Raw genomic sequence first — 20761 nt, 5'->3', positions numbered from 1 at the left:
CAAATAGGACTCAAACAAACGGATAATTTTTGCTTCCGTGTTCTAAGTCCTGGTATCAATAATAATGACTAATAAATATTGATTAAAATTACGCATAGAAAATGGCTCCTTCATTAGAAATAGTAACGTTCTTGTAATTGTTTACCAATATACCCTTTGCAAAATCACTTGTCAACGAATTTTCTGAATTTTTTTTCAATAATGACAATTCCAAGGAACCCTTTCTCACATCAGATGTCATTTAATCGCTTGCTTCTTTTGATAAGAATGACTTTTAAATCACCTTTATTCTTGCTTGAGAATTAAAGTGTGCCAGCAACCCTTGTTTTTTTTAGACCAAAAGAAAAACAAAAAATATTTTTGAATTTTCTGACAATAATAACCGTTTCTTTTCCCATTCGATCCGCCTGCATAGTGGCAGTTCCTAGTTAGACAAAAGAAAAAACCCTTGATTACTCAAGGGTTTCTACAAGACTCAATTATTTCACTGCGTCTTTAAGAGCTTTACCTGGTTTGAATGCAGGTACTTTGCTAGCAGGGATCTTGATTTCTTCACCAGTTTGTGGGTTGCGTCCTTTGCGTTCTGCACGAGAACGAACTTCAAAGTTACCAAAGCCGATCAATTGAACTTTTTCACCGTTAGCTAAAGCGTCTTGAATTGTTGAGAATACAGCGTCTACTGCTGCAGTTGCGTCTTTCTTAGTTAAGTCAGTAGCTGCTGCAACTTTTTCGATTAATTCTGCTTTATTTGCCATGGATGGTTTCACCTCCTGATATTTTTTTTGATGTCATGCATCAACAAAAATCTTGAGTGGTCCAAGGTTTTTGTCAAATATTGATTACCATCAATATTCTGATATAACGTTATCATAAGAACCTTGTAATATCAAGGATTTTAACGTTTTTAGGGGGTTTTTTTTTGGTTTTTTCCCATTTTTCTAGAAAAGGACAGATTTCTTTGTAAAAAGAAACAAAGTATGATAAAATCTCTATTTTCTTCTGCGTGGAATGATCCGAATCGGCGTTCCTTCAAAAGTGAATGCCTTGCGGATTTGATTTTCTAAGAAACGCGCATAAGAGAAATGCATCAGTTCTTCTTCGTTGACAAAAATAACAAAAGTTGGCGGTTTGACAGCCACTTGCGTCGCATAAAAAATCTTCAAACGTTTGCCTTTGTCTGTTGGTGTTGGGTTGATCGCCACCGCATCCATAATGACGTCATTCAACAACGCAGATGGAATACGCATGTTTTGATTCATGCTGACTTCTTCGATCAACTGCGGCAACTTATTCAAGCGCTGTTTCGTCACTGCGGAAACGAAAATGATTGGTGCATAATCCAAATATTGGAATTCATCTCTGATTTCTTCTTCAAAATCACGCATCGTATTCGTTTCTTTTTTCAATGTATCCCATTTATTGATAACGATAATGATTCCACGGCCTGCTTCATGGGCATAGCCAGCGATCCGTTTGTCTTGCTCGCGAATTCCTTCTTCGGCGTTCAAGACCATCAAGACGACGTCTGAACGTTCAATGGCCCGCATTGCTCGCATGACACTGTATTTTTCAGTAGATTCGTAGACCTTCCCTTTTTTACGCATGCCGGCGGTATCGATCATGGTAAATTCTTGACCGCTTTCGCTGGTAAAATGGGTATCGATCGCATCACGAGTCGTTCCTTCGATATCTGAAACAATTACTCGCTCTTCTCCAAGAATCGCATTGATCAAAGAGGATTTCCCGACGTTTGGTCGACCGATCAAACTAAACTTGATGATGGAATCGTCTTCTTCTTCCGCTTCATTGGTAAAGTGTTTGACTGCTTCATCTAGGACATCACCGATCCCTAATCCATGACTTCCTGAGATTGGGTATGGATCGCCCAGACCTAAACCATAAAATTCATAGATATCGTTGCGCATCTCGGGATTATCAACTTTGTTGACCGCTAAAATCACGGGTTTGTTGCTTTTGTATAACAAACGAGCCACAAGCTCGTCAGCATCTGTTACTCCTTCACGAGCACTCGTAATAAAAACAATGACATCTGCTTCATCGATGGCGATTTCTGCTTGATGCTTGATTTGATCCATAAACGGCTCATCACTTAAATCGATCCCACCAGTATCGATTACGCTAAACTCACGGCCTAGCCATTCACCAGTGGCATAAATACGATCTCTGGTCACTCCTGGAGTATCCTCAACGATCGAAATTCGTTCTCCAGCTATCCGGTTGAAAATGGTCGATTTCCCCACATTCGGACGTCCAACGATCGCTATTGTTGGATTTGACATTTTTTACCCTCCATTTAAAAAAGCAGTCCTTGTACGCTGCTTCTTGTATTCAATCTTACTTAGTTTACCTAAAGCCATGGAAAGTTGCAAGCTTTCTCGGCAAACAAAAAATCAGCTTATAACAAATTCAAACATCGAATCGTTATAAGCTGATGGCATACAATTACTCTTCGTCGCTGTCTTTTAAGGCATCGCCTAAGATATCACCCATGGTAAACCCAGTTGATTCTTCTGGCAATTGATAATCATCCTCTGAAACTTCTTGTGTTTCATTGGTATTTTCTGCTTTTTCTAATGCTTTGATACTTAATGCGATTCGGTGTTCTGAAGGGTTCACTTCGAGCACTTTCACTTGCACTTCATCGCCTTCTTGTAAGACTTCATGTGGTGTCGCAATGTGTTTATGGGAGATTTGTGAAATATGGATCAGCCCTTCAACACCTGGGAAGACTTCCACAAACGCACCGAAGCTTGTCAAACGTTTAACAGTCCCAGTTAAGACACTGCCAACAGCCGCTTGCTCTTCAATATTGGTCCAAGGTCCAGGCAATGTGTCTTTGATTGAAAGAGACACACGTTCTTTGTCTGCATCAACAGATAAGATACGGACGTTGACGGTATCTCCAACAGACAAAACGTCACTCGGTTTGCCAACATGCCCATGTGAAATTTCAGAGACATGGACAAGTCCATCGATGCCGCCTAGGTCCACGAAGGCACCAAAGTCAGTCAAACGAGCTACTTTCCCTTCTACTTCTTGTCCTTCATATAAATCAGCTAGTAAAGCTTCTTTTTGTTTTGCTTTTTCTGCTTCAACAACAGCTTTATGAGAAAGGATCAAGCGGTTTTCAGAAGGTTCGATCTCAACGATTTTAAAGGTCAATGTTTTCCCTTTGTAATCTTCAAAATCCGCAACAAAATGATCTTCGACCATTGATGCTGGAACAAACCCACGAACCCCTACGTCAACCACTAATCCGCCTTTAACGACGTTGGTGACTGGTGCTTCGATGATTTTTCCTTCTTGGAAATCTTTTTCGATATCTTCCCAAACTTTTTTCGCATCTAAGCGACGTTTAGAAAGGAGATAGCTGCCATTTTCTTTGTCTTTCCCAATTGCTGAAATCACAACTAATTCTAAGACATCCCCTACTTTGACTGCTTCGTTGATGTCTTCAACAGGTAAAGTCGATAATTCTTTTGCAGGAACAACGCCTTCGACACCGGCGCCTTCGATCCCTACGATCGCTTGTTTATCCTCAATGGCCAATACCTCGCCTTTAACGATATCTCCAACTTTTACTTCTTGGAAATTGTCTAAAGCGGCTTCCATTGATTCATTTCCACTCTCAACCTGATTATTTTCAAATTCTGTCATCTCTCATGTCCTCCTAACCAACAATTCTGCAATAATTGCACTACATCTTTTAGTTTAAAATAGAATGAAAAAAAAATAAAGCGATTTCTCTTATTTTCCTAAAAAACTACGGTTTTTTCGTTGAAAAAGTCTTTTCACGTCTGTTTTCTTGCTTGCTTTCATCTTTTTCGTAGGAAAAATAAAAAAACAATGGGGAACACCCATTGTTTTCGCTAGTCGATCTTTTCTTGGATCGTTTTTTTGATCGCTTCTACGACTTGCTCGATTGTTAAACCGGAGGTGTCAATTCGAACGGCATCTGTTGCTTGTTTCAAAGGGGAGACTTCCCGATGAGAATCCAAGTAATCTCTTTGCTGAATCTCTTCTTTTAAAGTTTCATAATCGGTACCGATCCCTTTTTGCTGATTTTCTTTGAAACGGCGCTGCGCCCGTTCTTCCACACTTGCTACCAGAAAAATCTTGACTTCTGCTTGTGGTAAAACCGCCGTACCAATATCGCGGCCATCCATCACGACACCGCCATCTTTAGCGATCATCTGCTGTTGTTGGACTAGTTTTTCGCGGATCGCAGGGTATGCCGATACCTTCGAAACTGCGTTGGTTACTTCTGGCTGACGGATCGCTTCTGTGACTTGCTCTCCTCCTGCAAAGACCTCTTGACCGTGTTCAGTCGGTTCAAAAGTGATGGGGTATTGATCGATCAAAGCAGCGATCGCCGCTTCATCCTCTAATGAACAGCCGCTTTTTAAGGCCAAATACGTGATGCTGCGGTACATGGCCCCGGTATCTGTATAAATAAACCCTAAATCATTGGCGATGATTTTTGCCACGGTACTTTTCCCAGATGACGCCGGACCATCAATAGCGATGTTGATTTTTTTCATTTTTCTTACTCCTCGTTTCCCAACGATGTGTATTCCTTCATCGTTTCTGCTTATCGTTCACCTTGGCTTCTTCCTACCAAGAAAAAAAACCGCCAAAGCGGTTTTTTATTTAATTCGTAATGTGTCGCCAGGGTATAGCATGTAGTTGTTTGGATCAATCCCATTTAATTGATATAGGGTTTCAACTGAGATGCCTGTACGGGCTGCCACTTGTTCAGGACCTTCACCTGCTTGCACCGTCGTGTATTCCTCGGTACCAGTCGCTCCTTGCCCTTGATTATTTTGCGTAGTGTCTTGCCCTGCATTGTTTTCCTGTTGAGCCGGCTCACTACTACTTGATGGCGTTGTTGAAGCTGGTGCAGAACTGCTACTGCTTGATGAAGAACTTGATTCACTTGTTGACGAACTCGTTTCACTTGTCGATTCAGCAGTTGATGATTCCGTTGTTGATGACTCAGTTGTCGAAGATTCTGTCGTACTTTCTACTGTACTGCTCGAACTTGCTGCGGTCGGGGCATCACTGTTATGATTCAACACCCAAATACCGGCACCAACCGGAATTGCCACGATCAAGAAAAGCAAAACTAAAACGATCGTCAAAAAGAGTGAATTCCCACGCTTTTGTTTTCTTTGTTGGGATCTTGATGCAGAATCATCGTATTCTGTATCATAGATTGGTTGTTCCCACGGTTCTTGATTTTCTGAATTGTAGTCATTGTCTTTCTTGCTCACTCGTATTCCCTCCTAGTTTCCTTCCGATGTATTATACCATAGGTAAATAAAAACTGTCCTGCAAAATACGATTCAATTTATATCTTTAAAAATTTTTATTAAACGTTCTTGCCAATGAAGGATGACTTTTTTTTCTAAAAGCTCTTCTTCCGCTGCCAATTCGATCCCGTCATTGTCGCAACAATAAGGATTTGCTGGTGCTTCTTCCCCAAAGTGCGCCAATAAAAACTGGCGACGACAGCCGGTAAAATGAATATAAGCCAACATTTTTTGTAATTGTTCTTGCTTTTGCTGTTCGTTTTGTTTTAGCGTTTCCAGCCAAAACGCAGCCCCCAACTCCTTCATCTTCAGCTGCCATTTTTCTTGCAGCGGTGTCAAAGGTCCTTTCATCTTTTCCTGATCCATTCGTTCTAAAGCACGGCGTTCTTCTTTGTTTTCTCGCTGAAAGAAGTAGTGAATCTGCTCATCGTGTTCCTGATAAAGCAAGATCGCACTACTTTGTTTGCCATCGCGGCCTGCTCGACCGATTTCCTGACTGTAGTTTTCCAGCGAATCAGGCAAGTCATAATGGATCACAAAACGAATATCTTCTTTATTGATCCCCATCCCAAACGCATTGGTTGCGACGAGCAATTTTAGTTTATTCTGAGAAAACTGCTGCTGCAACGTTTTTCTTTGATCGCTCGCTAGACCACCATGATAATAGCCTACCGAATAGCGCTGACGCAGTTTGTTATAGACTTCTTCGACTTTGCTTCTTGTGGAACAATAGATGATCCCAGCCCCGCCTAAGCGGCTGAGATAGTCTGCCAATGCCGCATCTTTGTCTGACGTTTTCTCTACGAACAAGCCGATATTGCTGCGGTTCATCGAATAACGGTAGACATTGGCGTTCTTTGCTAACAACACTTGCCGAATATCTGCTTCGACTTGCGCCGTGGCAGTAGCCGTCAATGCTAATGTGACGGGTGCCTTCAACCGTTTTTTTACTTCACCAAGCTGCAAGTACTCTGGTCGAAAATCAATGCCCCATTGGGAAACACAATGAGCTTCATCCACCACGAGCATAGCGATCTTAGCTCGTTCGAGTTGTTGCAAAATGGCTTCTTGCACGATCATTTCTGGACTTAAAAACAAAAATTTGTACTGCGATAAATGCTGCATCACATAGTGACGATCGGCAAGGTCCAGTTGACTATTAAACGCAATCGCGCGTTTTTCCCCTTGCTTTTGTAGGCCATAGACTTGATCTTCCATTAAAGAAACAAGCGGTGAGATAATGATTACGATGCCATCTATGAGGTACCCTGGCAGCTGATAACAGAGACTTTTGCCATTCCCGGTAGGCAAAATCGCTAACGTATCTTGCTGCGCTAAAACACTTTCGATGACTTCTTTTTGTCCTTGACGAAATGTTTTGAAGCCAAAGTACTGATTCAGTGCGTTTTCTAACATCGAATCCCCCGTTTCTGAGCAATCTGTAACAAACGGATCGTCAAAAAATCAGTCGTAAGAAGCTCCTGTAATTCTTGATAGCTGTTTTTCCAAGAAGTTTCTGGCAGCTTATTCAGCAATGATGTATCAAAGCGCTGATACGGAAATGTCGGATCAAGCAGTGCCCACTCAATCAAATGATCATTAACGGTTCCTCGTTTGATCCTTCTTTTTTCCATGATCTGCTCAACAGAAGCTCCTTGCAAGAACAATGCACGACTTTCCAGCATACTTTGATTCAGATTCCTATTTAGAAAAGGCGACAATCCTTGAAACAGAACCATCTGAGACTCTTTTTCAACCAGGGCTAAAAATTGATGGATCGCAGCTCCTACATAAAGATTGTCCCAAGGCTTACCTTGTACAGATTCTGGCAAAAGTTGGAAAAACGCCTGCCCCAGAAGATCAGGACCAGATAAGGTACCCGCTAAAAAATCTGCGACTTCTGCGGGAAGTTGGGCAAAAACTGCCGAAAGTTCTCGATGAGTGATCTTTTTGATTTCAGGGTATTGATGGATCAGTCGACGCACAGGTTCTGTATATAAAGGCGTGTTCTCAACAGGAATATACTGATTCGTCACCTCTTGATATGCAGCTGCTTGAACCAGCAGTCGGACAAAACGCCACGCCTCCTCCGTCGTTCGTCCATACCGAAAATAATCCGTATGATGCAACAACATTTCTCTTGACTGTTCATAATTTGCAGCGGTCCTTTTGAGCAGCAGACCATCTGAATCTCGACTTAGCATCCCTTGTTGGATCAAGTCAGCGATCGTCTGTTGATACTCCCTCTCATTCAACTGTGGCAACGCTTGAAAAAGACCTAATCGATCATAAAAAAAGGCATAACTCAAGACAGAGCTAGTGCGCTTACCAATGAGAATTTGATAAAGTGTCGATGGACGCAACTTGTCAGTATCAGAAAACAGCGCTAAAATAAAAGAATCCATATCTTCCTCCCAGAAAGGACTAAAAAATGTCACAACGCTGTAAAATTGTTCCTGAGCGCTGCATTGCTTGTGGACTATGTGCGATCTATGCTCCCGAGATCTTCGATTATGATGAAGATGGGATCGTTTTATTTGCCCAAGAACCGAGTGCACGGCAACAGTTTATCATAGAAGAACAACAAGAAAAAGTCAAAACTGCTTATCGCAAATGCCCCACCAGAGCGATCCTTATAGAAAAATAAAAAAGTCGACCTGCCATTAACAGACCTTTCGTCTGCCACAGCAAGTCGGCTCATTTTTTATTTTCCTATAGCAGAATGATGGGGCTGCTTACGAGCCAACCATGGGAGCAGTTTGGCATGTAGTGCTAAAAAGACGGCACTGACGATCGCTCCTTTAACCAAATTGAAGGGTAAAATCCCGATCGCCACATATTGCGGCAAAGACATCCCTAAAAATTGATCGGCTGTGACCCCGAAAAAGCGTAGATAAAGCGGTGTGATCACAAATAGGTTCGCCACACTCATAAAAATCGTTACCGACAAGATACCGCTGATGACACCAACCATTTTGTTTTTGGTGTGGACACCTTTGCGGAAAAAGTAGTACATTGGCAAAGTAAAGGCACATGATGCTAAAAAGCTTGCCGTATCTCCCACCATATCAGCAGGTGAAAAACCAGATAAGAACAAATGCAGGACCGAACGAATGAAGGCAGTCACTACCCCACTCCAAGGACCAAATAAAAACATCATGATCATCACGGGAATATCACTAAAATCGATCTTTAAAAAGCTGAATGCCGGAAAAATTGGAAAAGCGATAAATTGCAAAATTGTTCCCATAGCAGCACACATGGCGATCGTCACCATTTTTCTTGTTTTGTTGTTCATCAGTATAAATCCTCCTAAGTTCAGGATTCCTCTTCAAACGAACCTATTAAATTTCCTCGGCTTTCTTGTCGGCGCCAGACAAAAAATGCCCTCTTTTTTCCACAGGGAAAAAAGAGGGCATTCGAAATAGCCATAAGCAAATCAAATACGCTCTATCTTCTTTATCCAGACTGTACTGTCGGTATCGGAATTTCACCGATTCAGCTATTTCCGAAGAAATAGGTCGTGGACTATAACCACCGGTCGGGAATTGCACCCTGCCCCTGAAGACGAACCTTTATTCTATTTATTACATGTTCTATTATACACAAAATCTAAAAATTAACAATAGTTACGTTTTCAGATACTTTTCAACTATTTTGCACTGTTTTTCAGCTGGCTGACTTCTTTCTTCGACAACTCTCGGTATTCCCCTGGACGAAGACCTTTTAAATCTAACGGACCATAGTTTTCCCGTTTTAGTTTTTGCACAGGCAAACCAACTGCTTTTAGCATGTTTTTGACTTGATGATTGCGACCTTCGTGGATCGTCAATTGCACAATACTAGATTGTGCCGTTTGGTCTGTCGATAAGATTTCAAAGCGAGCAGGCGCGGTCTTACGCCCTTCGATCCGAATTCCTTTTGTCAATGGGAACAGTTGCTTTTTATCCGCAATGCCTTTGACCTTGGCAACATACACTTTTTCGACTTCGTGTTTTGGATGCATCAGTGTCTGTGATAATTCCCCATCATTTGTCAGTAGCAGCAAACCGGAGGTATCATAGTCCAACCGGCCGACTGGATACACCCGTTCAGGGACTTCAGCAAAATAATCCAAAACGACTTTGCGTTTTTTATCATCTGTTACAGCTGAGATCACGCCACGAGGTTTATAGAACAGATAATAGACATGTTGTTCTTGTTCGATCGGAACGCCGTCCACTTCAACGACGTCTTTTGAACCGACTTGGACCCCTAATTCTTTGATTACTTGCCCATTGACTCGCACACGGCCTTCGGTTATCAATCCTTCAGCTTTTCTTCTTGAGGTGATGCCGGCATGGGCAATCACTTTTTGCAAACGTTCCATCTTCATTCTCCTTCTGTTTCTGCTTGTTTGTAGCGGTCGTAAAAAAGATCAAACGGTGCATCTTCTTCAAGTTCATCTTCCATTGATTGGATGTCAGGCAATTCAGCCAAACTTTTTAAGCCAAAATAATCCATAAAGTATTCCGTCGTACCGTATAGGATCGCTCGTCCTGGTCCGTCCACGCGTCCCTTTTCTTCAATCAGCCGCTTTGCCACCAGTTTTTGGACCGAACCGCTGGATTGAACGCCGCGAATCTCTTCTACTTCCATCCGAGTGATCGGTTGCTTATAAGCAATGATCGACAAAGTTTCCAAAGCGGCTTGCGACAATGAACTCCCCATCGGGGATTCGGCGTATTTCTTCAATAAAGGGGCAAATTGCTTTTTAGTGGTTAAAATAAAATGATTGCCAACTTCTAGAATATGCAACGCGGTATGTTCATTTTCTTCATATTGCTGATTTAGTTCCTGCAAATGCTGATAGACACTGGCAGTATTACTTTTGACTAAATAACTCAGTTCTTCAAGTCCGATCCCCTCATCACCGACGACGAATAAGATCGCTTCTAATTCACTATATTTACTCATCTTCTTTACCTGTTGGATAGAGCAGAATCGACGCATAATTGTCTGATTGCTCTACTCGAATCGTTCCTTTTTTCATTAATTCTAACAGTGCCATAAAGGTTACCACAACTTCTGTTTTATTGTAAGAAGTAAAAAACGAATCAAAGCTGCGGCCTTTTTTAGCACTCACATGTTGCATCTCCAACTGAATCGCCGCCATCTTTTCATCGATGGTGCTTTCATCAGGAGAAATCTTGGTTTCTAGTACTTGGCGATTTTTCTTTTTCTCGATCATTTTTTGAAAAGCCAAAAAGAGATCGATCGTGTTGAATTGATTGGCTCTTAATTGATCTTCTTCCTCTTTGTATTCATCGACATCCATCGGATCTTTCGTGTAATACAAACTGCGCTCTTCCGCTTTTTCTGAAAGCTGTTCGGCTGCGTACTTAAATTTTCGGTATTCTAGCAGTTGTGCCACCAGCATATCCCGCGGATCTTCTTCGTACTCTTCGACTTCAGCAATCAACTCTTGTTTAGGCAACAGCATCTGGCTTTTGATCGCCATCAAAGTCGCCGCCATGACTAAATACTCTCCAGCGACTTCTAATTCTAAAATTTTCATGGCATGGATGTACTGCATGTATTGTTCGGTGATGGTAGCAACTGGAATATCATAAACATCGATCTCCAGTTTTTTGATCAAATGAAGCAGCAAATCCAACGGTCCTTCAAAGACAGCTAATTTTATTTTGATTTCTTCCATTCCATCCTCGATTTCTAGGCGCGCGGAAAGTGCTGCTTGTACACTTCCGTCATCCGTTTCTTCGTTATATGCGTGTAAATCTGAGTGGTCGAGATGTCTGCGTGCCCTAGCAACTCTTGAACCGTTCGTAGATCTGCCCCGTTTTCTAATAGATGGGTCGCAAAACTATGGCGCAGCGTATGGGGAGTCACATTCTTGGTGATCCCAGCTTGTCGAACCAAGGCTTTTAAATTTTTCCAGATCCCTTGACGAGATAGTTGCGTACCATGGTTGTTTACAAACAGATGGCTTTCATCCGGCGTTTTTCTCGTCAAATACGGACGCGCATCGCTGAGATAGGTTTCGATCCATTGAATCGCTAAGTCCCCTAATGGAACGATCCGTTCTTTGTCGCCTTTTCCGGTTGTTTGCAACAATCCCATACTTAAATGCAGATCGTTTAATTTTAACCCGATCAACTCACTGACGCGCAAGCCCGTCGCATACATCACTTCCAAAATCGCTCGGTCACGGATGCCCAAAACTGCTCGCGTATCCGGTGTTTCGATCAACCGCTCCACTTCTTGTAAACTCAAGGTATCAGGCAGCTTCTGCTGTTTTTTTGGTGAATCAATATGCTGCATTGGATCATGATCGGTAAACCGTTCTTGACGCAAAAATTGGTGGAACCTTCGCAAACTGGAAACCATCCGAATCACGGTTGCCGAGGATTTTCCCGCTTCTTGCAGACTTTGCAAAAAAGACAAAACGATCACTCGGTCGATCTGCTGCCACTGAGTGACTTGTTTTTTTTGTAAAAACGCAAGATACTGTTGCAGATCTCGCTGGTAGCTGGCACGGGTATTTTGGGATAGCCCGCGCTCAATGGTCAAATAATGAAGATAATCAATGATTTGTTCGTTCATGGGCTTCCTCTACTTTCAGCTTTTTTATCATATCAAATTCTGGCTCGTTAAGATAGTAGCTTGCCAATAAAAAAGAGGCATCTACCCGTATCTTTTGCCCAAGGAAACACCCGAATCATAGCAGATTTTTCGGTTTCTTTCAAATCGGAAAAAAGAGCACTCTTCCTATTGGAAACCATCTGACTATCATTCGGGTGATAACAAACGTTTATTTAAGATCGCCAAAGTACAATCACTCGGCTTTGCTTTGGCACTTTTGACAGACACCATGAAAGGTCAACCGATGATCCTTTACTAAAAAATGGTACTTTTGTTCAACGATCTCTTCGACACTGCCCAGCAGATCCTCTTCGACTTCTTCAATATTGCCGCATTCCAAACACAACAAGTGATGATGAAAGTGTTTGGCACCTTCTTTACGTAGATCATAGCGAGCGACACCGTCATTAAAGCTGACTTTATCGACAATTTTCAGATCCGTTAAGATCTCCAATGTTCGATAGACGGTTGCCAAGCCAATCTCAGAATTTTTTTTTCGCACAAAAAAGAAAATCTCTTCTGCGGATAAATGGTCTTTCTCATTTTCTAATAAGACCAACAACGTCGCTTCTCGCTGAGGAGTTAATTTAAACCCCGACTCGTGCAATTGTTTCTTGGTCTTTTTTAACGCTGCTGCTGTGTTCATAGTTGCCTCCGTATGCCGTTAATTTATAACGATTCTAATCTGAGTGAAAATCACTCAAGACAAACATTGTAATCATTATAAATTAGAACGATAAAAGAAACAAGTATTCTCAATTAGGTTTTTTGATAAGAATCGTAAAGCCGTCTTTTTGCTCAATCAAACGCTGTTTCATCAAGGTTCCTAATGCCCGTTTAAATTGGCCTTTACTAATACCAAATGTTTGCAAAATCTCTTCTGGGGCTGATTTGTCGGTGAAAGGAATTTTGTTCTCAGGTGCTCGTTCTAAAAAGGTTAGAACCATGGCGGCATCATTTGAGATCGCCTCGTGGGCTCTTGGTTTCAATGAAAGGTTCAAGACACCATCTGGACGAATCCCAATCACTCGCCCTTTGACCACTTCCCCAAGGCGCGGCTCTTGATACCGTTCTGATGGATGGACGAAGCCAATATAAAAATCATCCGTCAGCAAGTAAGTACCCGCTAACTTCAAACGGTACACGCTACCTGTAACATCTTGATTCTTCATTTGCTCCGTACCATTTTTGCTCAATGCCTTAAAAATTTTCTCATCTGCTAATGAAGCCCAAATACGCTCTTTGTCATCGACCCGCAAGCTGACCATCAAACGGTCGCCTTTTTTGGGCCAAAGTTCCCGCATTGTTGGCAATTCATCTAATGAAACCACCATATCTTTGTCTTTCAAACCGATATCGACGAAAACGCCTAAGTCGCGACGGCTTCCTGTGACTGTACCAAAGGCATAATGCCCTTTGCGGCTTTTCGGAATATTCGTAGTGAGCACATTTTCTTGCTTTTGATTTTGATAGCCAAACCCTTCGACGGCTTCACCTAAATGATGTTCGCCTTCTTCCTTGGCTAGTCGGAAGGTAACCCCGCCTTTTTGAACAAAATAATTCTGTTCGTTTTCATCAATGATCAATCCGCTGAATACGGATGCTAATAAGTCTTTCATCTATTCTCTCCTTTTTCTTTAAAACTGCTCGTTCCTATAAAAAGAAACGCAACAGCGCCATAGCAATAACGCCTGTGATAACGATTTTCATCAAATCTTTGGTATAATACCCCACCAATAATGCCGGGATACAGGCAATGGTTTCTTTAACTTTCAAAATGGGGAATTGGCCTTCTCGAAAGATCAGCAAATTTTGCACCAACAATGCCGCCAAAATACACAACGGTAAGTAACTCAAAAAGATGGTGAAAGGTTCCGGAAATATGAGCTTTTTCGAAAATAAAAAAGGAACGATCCGCGGAAGCCAAGTAACCAATCCACATACTAGCATCAGTATAACAAAATTAGTCATGGTGTGTCACCGTCCCAACCAAACATCCTGCCAGTGTCGCCGCAATTACCGCAATCTCTGCGGTCGAAAAACGCATAAATAAAATCAAGGTCCCCACAACTGTCCCTAGTATCAAGAGCGTTTGCTGGGTTTTCTTCTTAAGCGGTCGCTCTACTTGAAATAAAAAAAGACCAACAAACATAGCTACTAAGGCAAAATCTAAGCCTAACGCTTCTGGATCTGGAATAAATGAACCCAATAAACCACCCAAAAACGTCGCAAAAATCCAACTCAAATAAGCCATTACGTTCAACCCGTGGGTCCATTTCGCTGTGACTGGTTTGTCTTGTTGCAGTGCCGTCGTCAAAACGCCATAGGATTCATCTGTCAAAAGTGTCCCGATACCAATGGCAGAAAGCAACGGTGTCTTTTTAAAATAGGAAGCTACTGACAAACTCATTAAAAAGTGTCGTAAATTCACTAAAAAAACTGTTGCGACGATTGTCATGAAAGGTGCTTGAATCGCTAGTAAGGCGCAAATGATAAATTGAGCACTGCCAGCATAGACAATAATAGACATTAAAATAATTTCTAGAATAGACAACCCAACGCCTTTTCCCACAACCCCCATTGCAAAACCAATGCCCAGGTACCCAAGAATCGTTGGTACACAAGCAATGACCCCGTCTTCAAACCGATCATATCTCTCAATTTTCTGCACAAAAACCCCTCCTTGTTTGAACGATTATCTCTCATCATATCGAAAACAAGGAGGGGAAACAAGTATTTTTCACATGTGCATGTAATAACTCTGAAAATTTTCTAGTGACTCAGGAGACTTAGCGAACGGTGTGATCGTTCCCATTGCCTCTGAAATAGCCAGTTTTGGCGTTTACCGTAAATAAGTATAGCGGGAACGCTGAATCATCCGTTCCTTTAAGCAAGCTGCCTTGGGCATTTGTCGCATAAAAATTGTAATAGCCTTCACCATTGACGATTCGTACACGTTCAAAAGTATAGCCGCCTTCTACCACATAACCGCGAGCAATCGCTGTGGCGATGATTTTTTCTTGGACACCATCTGCCCACACCCAGGCGCTATTGTTTACATCATTCAAATCACTTTGGCGGGCTGGAATAATTGGCTGATTGTTGGTATTTGTTGGTGTATTCGGCGAAAGCACATACTCTTCTTCAGAAGTACTTTGCGCGGGCGTCGCAGCGCTTGTAGATCCGCTGCTCGAAGCGGAAGCGTTGTTCTCGGAAGCCGCCGCTTGTGCTGCTTCTTGGGCAGCTTGTTGTTGCGCCGCTGCTTGTTGGGTAGCTGTTTCACGCTTCGTCAAGGCAGTATCGACTTTACGTAGTTCCGTCGTAAGACTTTCAACCAGTGAATCGATTGGCAAAGCTTGGATTTTTTTCATCAAGGCATTGTAGTTCTCACGAGTGACACTCGCCGGTGCTTCACCGTCACCACTTAAAGCCACCATGCTCTTCACTGCATTTTGAACTTCCTCGATCGCGCTGAACTCTTTTTGTCCCATGTCGATGGCTTGATTGATCAACTCATCAAAGGCATCCCCGTTCTCACGCTTCGCCATTGTGACAGCAGTCGCTTCTTTCAACGAGACTTCTTCCAACTGATCCTCCACAACTGCAGGACTGCTGAAATAGCTATTGATCTCTGTCAAAGCTGCTAATTTGTCAGCAATTGTCTCTGCTTCTTGTGACAAGATATCGTATCGTTCGTGGTCTTGAAAATCTGCCAACTGATTCGTCACAGCCGTCAGCTGTTCTGCTGTTTTGTCGCTTTTAATGAACACTCGCTCATCATTTGTATAAAAATCATTCAACTCATTTTCGATCTGATCTAACGTACGGTTCTCTTGCGCCTGTTGCGTTTGTCGGGCAGTTTCTTGTTGCTGCTGTTGATAGTAATAAGCCCAACCACCACCCGCTGCCACTAACAAACAAGCCGCTGTAATATAGAGTGCTTTGCGAGGGCTCTTCTTGCTTTCACTGGAAGAAGACGTTTCTTCTTCAGCAGTCGCCTTTTGTGGCGTTTCATCCGCTGCGGTGATTGGTTCAGGAATTGGATCGATGACTGGTTCTGGCTGCTTCTCAGCTTCTTCAATAACTGGCTCCGTCACCACTTCCTCCTCGCTTGACGGCAGAGGTTCCTCGCTGGCTTGCATCTGACTTTCCTCTTCAGCAGAGGAAAGATCAATGGCGGTTTCTTCTGCTTCTAGAGCAGCTGCTGCCTTTGCTTCTTCATCAAGTTTGTGCTGTCGGATATAAGCGGCCAAAATCTCAGAGTCATGCTGTTCATCCGTACTCAGTGCATCGGTCTCATTAACTTCTTCACTGGCTGAAATTGTGTGTTCTTCTGTAGACTCAGAGTTTTCCACTGTTTTTGGTTCTTGTTTAGACTCTGATTCAAGTGTTGTTTTTTGCTCATCAGAAAAAGCCTCTTGCTGTGCAAGGTCGATCGTTTCTTCATTCGAGGATGGCCGATCACCTAAGTGCTCCTCCATTTTTCCAATCGGAACATTTTTAAAGTCAGACCAGCGAATATCATCGTTTTTGTTTTGTAGCTCTTCTGGCGTAACGGAAGAGTCAGATGATGGTTCCTGTTCATTCTCCTTTGCTTGGTTCCATTGAAACCCGCAATTGGGACAAACGGGTGTTTCTTCTATTGCTTGAAATCCACATTCAGGACATGTCTTCTTCATTGATTCAAACTGACTCCTTTTGTTTTTTGCATTTCCTTCTATGAAGCAGTACCCTATCAGATCAAACGCTTGACGCGCCCACTGCTTCCTATTTCAAAGACCGACAAATAATGGGTCTTTTTTCGCATTTCTTTTTTATTACTCAATTGTGCAGATGCACAAAATTAAATTTATCACATTCTAGGCAATTAGCCAACACTTGCTTGGTTACGTTTTTATTAAGTTCTTTACTTATCCTATGGAGAGATGACAAAACCTGAACAAAAAAGACTTTCCAAAGGGGGCCTTTGGAAAGTCAATAAACCTTAATTATTCTAAGAAATCTTTCAATTGTTTTGAACGAGATGGGTGGCGTAGTTTCCGTAACGCTTTTGCTTCAATCTGACGAATCCGTTCTCTGGTTACCCCAAAGACTTTGCCGACTTCTTCTAAGGTCCGAGTACGGCCATCATCGATTCCGAAACGCAAGCGAAGCACATTTTCTTCACGGTCAGTTAACGTATCCAATACATCTTCTAATTGCTCTTTCAAAAGCTCATAAGCCGCATGCTCTGCCGGACTTGTAGCATCTTGGTCCTCAATAAAATCACCTAGATGAGAATCATCTTCTTCACCGATTGGTGTTTCTAATGAAACGGGCTCTTGAGCGATCTTCAAGATTTCACGAACTTTTTCCGTTGGCAAATCCATTTCTGCGCCGATTTCTTCTGGTGTCGGTTCGCGTCCTAAGTCTTGCAATAATTGCCGTTGGATACGAATCAATTTGTTGATGGTTTCCACCATATGCACTGGGATCCGAATGGTTCGAGCTTGGTCAGCGATGGCACGAGTGATCGCTTGACGGATCCACCAGGTCGCATAGGTCGAGAATTTAAACCCTTTGCGATAATCAAATTTCTCAACGGCTTTCATCAAGCCCATGTTTCCTTCTTGGATCAAATCAAGAAATTGCATTCCCCGACCCACATAACGTTTGGCGATGCTGACTACCAAACGTAAGTTGGCTTCTGCCAAACGCTGTTTCGCTTCTTGGTCGCCTTCTTCGATTTTCAGAGCGAGAGCCACTTCTTCTTCTGCGGTCAAAAGCGGTACCCGACCGATCTCTTTCAAGTACATCCGCACAGGGTCATTGATTTTCACACCAGTCGGTGCAGACAAATCTTCTTGAGGTTGGGTTTCTTGTCGTTTTTCATTACTCTTTAAACTATGGACTGAAGGCTCTCCATTTTCATCCACGACACTGATGCCGGAATCCTCCAGTTTTTGAATTAGTTTGTCCATTGCATCAGCATCCAAAGTATAAGGCGTTGCTAAACGATTGGTAATGTCATCGTAAACAACTTGCCCCTTTGTTTTGTTTTCTCGGATGTATTCGGCAACTGCTTTGTCATACGTTTTTTTTGTTTCTTCTGCCATGAAAGAAAGCCCCTTTCAGTTCGCTATTTAGCTTGTTTCAACCGTTTGGTCAAATCAATGATTTCGATTGCAAGTTCAAGTTCTAATTGCTGGTTTCCTATTTGTCTTGCTTCTTGCTGCTGGATTCGTTTTTGATTGATTTCTTCAGCAATGCCCGACTTTTGAAAGACCTGCAGAATGTCCTGAAATTCTTGTTCAGTCCCTTCCTCAGAAGCTTTAAGATCTGCAATATCGATCACCATTTTTTTCATTGAATCTTCTTTTAAAAAATCTAAGAACTTTGCTAAAACAAAGTGTTCTTCTGTTTCCATATACGCATCAAACAGCAGATACAGTTGTTGATAACGATCATGGATAAAGGATATACCACTCGCTCGGAAGCGATGGTTTAACGTACTGTCATGAAACAAACGGTACAATAATAATTCTTGCGCTTTTTCCACCTGTGTTTTGGGCTGCTGCCGTGTAGGCGGCGTAAAGACCACAGGGGTGTCTGTTGGCGGCGGTGGCGCTACATCTTGCATCGTCCGTTGCTCTTGCCGGTTTTGCTTGAGCTGCTGCTGCAAGGTCTCACGACTCAAATTGAACTCTGTAGACAACTGAGTCAAATAGCGGTCTTGCTCCAACAAAGAATCCACACGCTGCAACTCATTTAAAACAACTTGGACATAGTCCAGTTGCTCCTTCTCATTGGCTAAATTGCGATTCATCCGATGATAATCCATCTTGAAGGCAAAAACGGTTTCTTTGCCGTGGACAGCTAGTTTATAAAAAGCTTCTGTCCCATATTTGCGCAAATACTCATCTGGGTCCATCCGTTCCGGCACTCGCACCACAGATAATTTCAAACGGCTATTGTTTTGCAGAAGCTCGATCCCGCGGTTTGTCGCTTCAACCCCTGCACTATCTCCATCGTAACAAAGAATCACTTCTTGTGCCACTCGCTCGATATGGGCGATCTGCTGATTGGTCAAGCTAGTCCCCATTGAGGCGATCCCATTTTCGATTCCTGCCTGCCAAGCGGCGATCACGTCCATAAATCCTTCAAATAAATACACTTGGCCATCTTTGCGCATCGCACGGCGTGCTTTGTCAAAGTTGAACAGAACCTCGCGCTTGTTGAAAAGGATCGTTTCTGGACTATTTAAATATTTCGGCTGGTCTTGATCACCAACTTTTTCGCTTGCTAGCCAACGACCAGAAAAACCAATTGTTTTTCCTTGAGGATTACGGATCGGAAACATGATTCGTTGGTAAAAGCGGTCTGCCAATGAGCCATCGTTTCGTTGAACAAAGAGCCCTGTATCAGGAAAAAATTCAGCTTTGGCTTGTTCATTCAAAAAGACTTTCTCCAAAAACGAGCGTTCATTCGGCGCAAAACCAATATTGAATTCTTCGATCAATGCCATCGTCAATCCGCGATCCAATAAATAATCAAGCGCTTCTTGGCCAGCAGCCGTATTCACCAACATGTGATGATAGACCTCGGCGGCTTTTTCATGCAGCGCAATCAATTGACTCGTTTGTGAGGTCGCTTCATTGATGCCTTCTGATTGCTGGTATTGCGGATCAAGAGGAATATCGTTCATTTCTGCTACTTTGACGACTGCTTCAGGAAAACTGATGCCTTCAAGCTCTTGCAAAAAACCGTAAACATTGCCCCCACGACCACAACCAAAACAATGAAAAATTTGTTTGTCTTCTGCAACGGAAAAAGAAGGTGATTTCTCATTATGGAAGGGACACAAACCAAAATAATTCTTTCCAGATTTCTTTAACTGGACATACTGTCCCACGATATCAACAATATTGCTGCGTTCGCGAATATCGTCAATGATCGTTTGAGGAATTCGTGCCATCCACTCACCTCCATTTGGTAAGTATTCATCGTTTATTAGGTAAAAAAACGCACTAATAGGTATCAGTGCGAAGAATAATTAGACGGAATCACTCATAATGATTTTACCATATTCTATTTGTATTTCAAGCTTTTTTACTTCAGTTATTTTGTGACGATCAGGAAAAGAACCCTGCCGTAACATCGATTTTCCATCGGTTCAATTTTATTAGATCCGCATAGAACATATTGCCGCCATTGTGATACAAATGACCGCCATTATAAAAGACCGATTGGATGCCCCAATAACGATAGGTTTGTTCTGTATCATTGCCTAATAACGGGGATAAAACCTCTCTGGAATATGTTTCTGCTAATTCTAAGGTGTTCACGCCACCCCGTTCAGCGACATAATCAATATAATCTGTACCAAAATTATAAGCCTGGACTGCGGTCCAAAGATCACAGTTCATTTGCTCTGCTTTTTCGATCAACTCGGCTAAATAAGAAACCCCTTGTTCGATGCTTTGTTCTGGCGTATCAAATTGGTTTTGTTTTCCATATACACTTTCAGAACTTTGCATCGGATCATTGCCTTGTCCTTTTGACTCCGTCAGCATGATACTCATTGCTAAAGACTGATATTCAGAGATGTCGCGGGCTTGTGTCTGCTGTGCGATTTCCGCTTCATACGCATAGACAGCTTTCAATGCCGTGTAGTTTCGATAGCCCCAAACCCCTGCTCCAATCAGCAGCAGCAAGAGCGCAAGCTTCAGTACAAATCCTAGGAAACGTCGAATTTTTCTCATCAAATACATCCCATCTTTTCTAAGTCAGAATCTATCGTACTATGA

21 protein-coding genes and 1 riboswitch are annotated in these 20761 nt (G+C 42.4%); of the genes, 1 reads left to right on the top strand and 20 read right to left on the bottom strand.

The features are described 5' to 3' along the window. Nucleotides 1-479: 479 nt before the first annotated feature. From IGK85_RS05220 to IGK85_RS05190, 7 genes are all read right to left on the bottom strand, one after another. The gene (locus tag IGK85_RS05220) at nucleotides 480-755 is read right to left on the bottom strand and encodes an HU family DNA-binding protein (protein ID WP_003126821.1); all 276 of its coding nucleotides are present in this window, start codon (nucleotides 753-755) and stop codon (nucleotides 480-482) included. A 234-nt stretch (nucleotides 756-989) separates the two neighbouring features. Continuing rightward, nucleotides 990-2300, bottom strand: a complete 1311-nt coding sequence (gene der, locus IGK85_RS05215; protein ID WP_008381044.1) for a ribosome biogenesis GTPase Der — start codon at nucleotides 2298-2300, stop codon at nucleotides 990-992. Nucleotides 2301-2463: 163 nt separating this feature from the next. Continuing rightward, on the bottom strand, nucleotides 2464-3678 hold the full coding sequence (gene rpsA / locus IGK85_RS05210) for a 30S ribosomal protein S1 (RefSeq protein ID WP_005229333.1): 1215 nt from the start codon (nucleotides 3676-3678) through the stop codon (nucleotides 2464-2466). A gap of 212 nt (nucleotides 3679-3890) precedes the next feature. Further along, a complete protein-coding gene (gene cmk, locus IGK85_RS05205) occupies nucleotides 3891-4562 on the bottom strand; it encodes a (d)CMP kinase (protein WP_005237085.1) in 672 nt (223 codons plus the stop codon). Between the two features lie 105 nt (nucleotides 4563-4667). Further along, complete coding sequence (locus IGK85_RS05200; protein WP_005237087.1) at nucleotides 4668-5294, bottom strand: SAG1386/EF1546 family surface-associated protein; 627 nt, start codon at nucleotides 5292-5294, stop codon at nucleotides 4668-4670. Nucleotides 5295-5366: 72 nt separating this feature from the next. After that, nucleotides 5367-6749: a RecQ family ATP-dependent DNA helicase gene (locus IGK85_RS05195; protein WP_005237092.1), complete on the bottom strand. Its 1383-nt coding sequence runs from the start codon at nucleotides 6747-6749 to the stop codon at nucleotides 5367-5369. Then, on the bottom strand, nucleotides 6743-7738 hold the full coding sequence (locus tag IGK85_RS05190; RefSeq protein ID WP_005237094.1) for a helix-turn-helix domain-containing protein: 996 nt from the start codon (nucleotides 7736-7738) through the stop codon (nucleotides 6743-6745). The genes IGK85_RS05195 and IGK85_RS05190 overlap by 7 nt, the downstream gene beginning before the upstream one ends. A gap of 26 nt (nucleotides 7739-7764) precedes the next feature. Here IGK85_RS05190 and IGK85_RS05185 point away from each other — a divergent pair, with 26 nt between their 5' ends. Further along, nucleotides 7765-7980 (top strand): ferredoxin, encoded by a 216-nt coding sequence (locus IGK85_RS05185; RefSeq protein WP_005237096.1) that lies wholly within the window; start codon nucleotides 7765-7767, stop codon nucleotides 7978-7980. 57 nt (nucleotides 7981-8037) lie between these two features. Here the strand turns inward: IGK85_RS05185 and IGK85_RS05180 are convergent, their stop codons facing one another. The 13 genes from IGK85_RS05180 to IGK85_RS05120 form a co-directional block, all read right to left on the bottom strand. Beyond that, on the bottom strand, nucleotides 8038-8631 hold the full coding sequence (locus IGK85_RS05180; protein ID WP_008381035.1) for an ECF transporter S component: 594 nt from the start codon (nucleotides 8629-8631) through the stop codon (nucleotides 8038-8040). A gap of 150 nt (nucleotides 8632-8781) precedes the next feature. Continuing rightward, a riboswitch (FMN riboswitch) is annotated at nucleotides 8782-8906 on the bottom strand. Between the two features lie 79 nt (nucleotides 8907-8985). After that, nucleotides 8986-9702, bottom strand: a complete 717-nt coding sequence (locus IGK85_RS05175) for a pseudouridine synthase (protein ID WP_008381033.1) — start codon at nucleotides 9700-9702, stop codon at nucleotides 8986-8988. 2 nt (nucleotides 9703-9704) lie between these two features. Continuing rightward, complete coding sequence (scpB, locus tag IGK85_RS05170; protein WP_005229316.1) at nucleotides 9705-10289, bottom strand: SMC-Scp complex subunit ScpB; 585 nt, start codon at nucleotides 10287-10289, stop codon at nucleotides 9705-9707. Then, a complete protein-coding gene (locus tag IGK85_RS05165) occupies nucleotides 10282-11031 on the bottom strand; it encodes a segregation/condensation protein A (protein ID WP_008381030.1) in 750 nt (249 codons plus the stop codon). Before IGK85_RS05165 ends, scpB begins: the two co-directional genes overlap by 8 nt. Nucleotides 11032-11045: 14 nt before the next feature. After that, nucleotides 11046-11936, bottom strand: coding sequence for a site-specific tyrosine recombinase XerD (xerD, locus tag IGK85_RS05160; RefSeq protein WP_005237104.1), 891 nt, complete (start codon nucleotides 11934-11936; stop codon nucleotides 11046-11048). 232 nt (nucleotides 11937-12168) lie between these two features. Beyond that, entirely contained in the window at nucleotides 12169-12621 is a 453-nt protein-coding gene (locus tag IGK85_RS05155; RefSeq protein ID WP_008381028.1) for a Fur family transcriptional regulator, read from the bottom strand. 109 nt (nucleotides 12622-12730) lie between these two features. Further along, on the bottom strand, nucleotides 12731-13594 hold the full coding sequence (locus tag IGK85_RS05150) for a CvfB family protein (RefSeq protein WP_008381026.1): 864 nt from the start codon (nucleotides 13592-13594) through the stop codon (nucleotides 12731-12733). A 34-nt stretch (nucleotides 13595-13628) separates the two neighbouring features. Then, entirely contained in the window at nucleotides 13629-13946 is a 318-nt protein-coding gene (locus tag IGK85_RS05145; RefSeq protein ID WP_008381024.1) for an AzlD domain-containing protein, read from the bottom strand. Beyond that, a complete protein-coding gene (locus IGK85_RS05140) occupies nucleotides 13939-14646 on the bottom strand; it encodes an AzlC family ABC transporter permease (protein WP_008381022.1) in 708 nt (235 codons plus the stop codon). The genes IGK85_RS05145 and IGK85_RS05140 overlap by 8 nt, the downstream gene beginning before the upstream one ends. Nucleotides 14647-14764: 118 nt before the next feature. Next, nucleotides 14765-16654, bottom strand: coding sequence for a cell division site-positioning protein MapZ family protein (locus IGK85_RS05135; protein WP_008381020.1), 1890 nt, complete (start codon nucleotides 16652-16654; stop codon nucleotides 14765-14767). Nucleotides 16655-16963: 309 nt separating this feature from the next. Further along, a complete protein-coding gene (gene rpoD, locus IGK85_RS05130; protein ID WP_005229298.1) occupies nucleotides 16964-18070 on the bottom strand; it encodes an RNA polymerase sigma factor RpoD in 1107 nt (368 codons plus the stop codon). A gap of 23 nt (nucleotides 18071-18093) precedes the next feature. Then, entirely contained in the window at nucleotides 18094-19929 is a 1836-nt protein-coding gene (dnaG, locus tag IGK85_RS05125) for a DNA primase (RefSeq protein WP_008381016.1), read from the bottom strand. Nucleotides 19930-20086: 157 nt separating this feature from the next. Continuing rightward, a complete protein-coding gene (locus IGK85_RS05120; protein WP_008381014.1) occupies nucleotides 20087-20716 on the bottom strand; it encodes a lysozyme family protein in 630 nt (209 codons plus the stop codon). Between the last annotated feature and the right edge of the window lie 45 nt (nucleotides 20717-20761).

Source organism: Enterococcus sp. AZ015 (assembly GCF_050499225.1).
Classification (GTDB): Bacteria; Bacillota; Bacilli; order Lactobacillales; family Enterococcaceae; genus Enterococcus_D; species Enterococcus_D entomosocium.
Note: the sequence above shows the minus strand (reverse complement) of the source record. Positions and strands in the feature narration are given on the sequence as shown.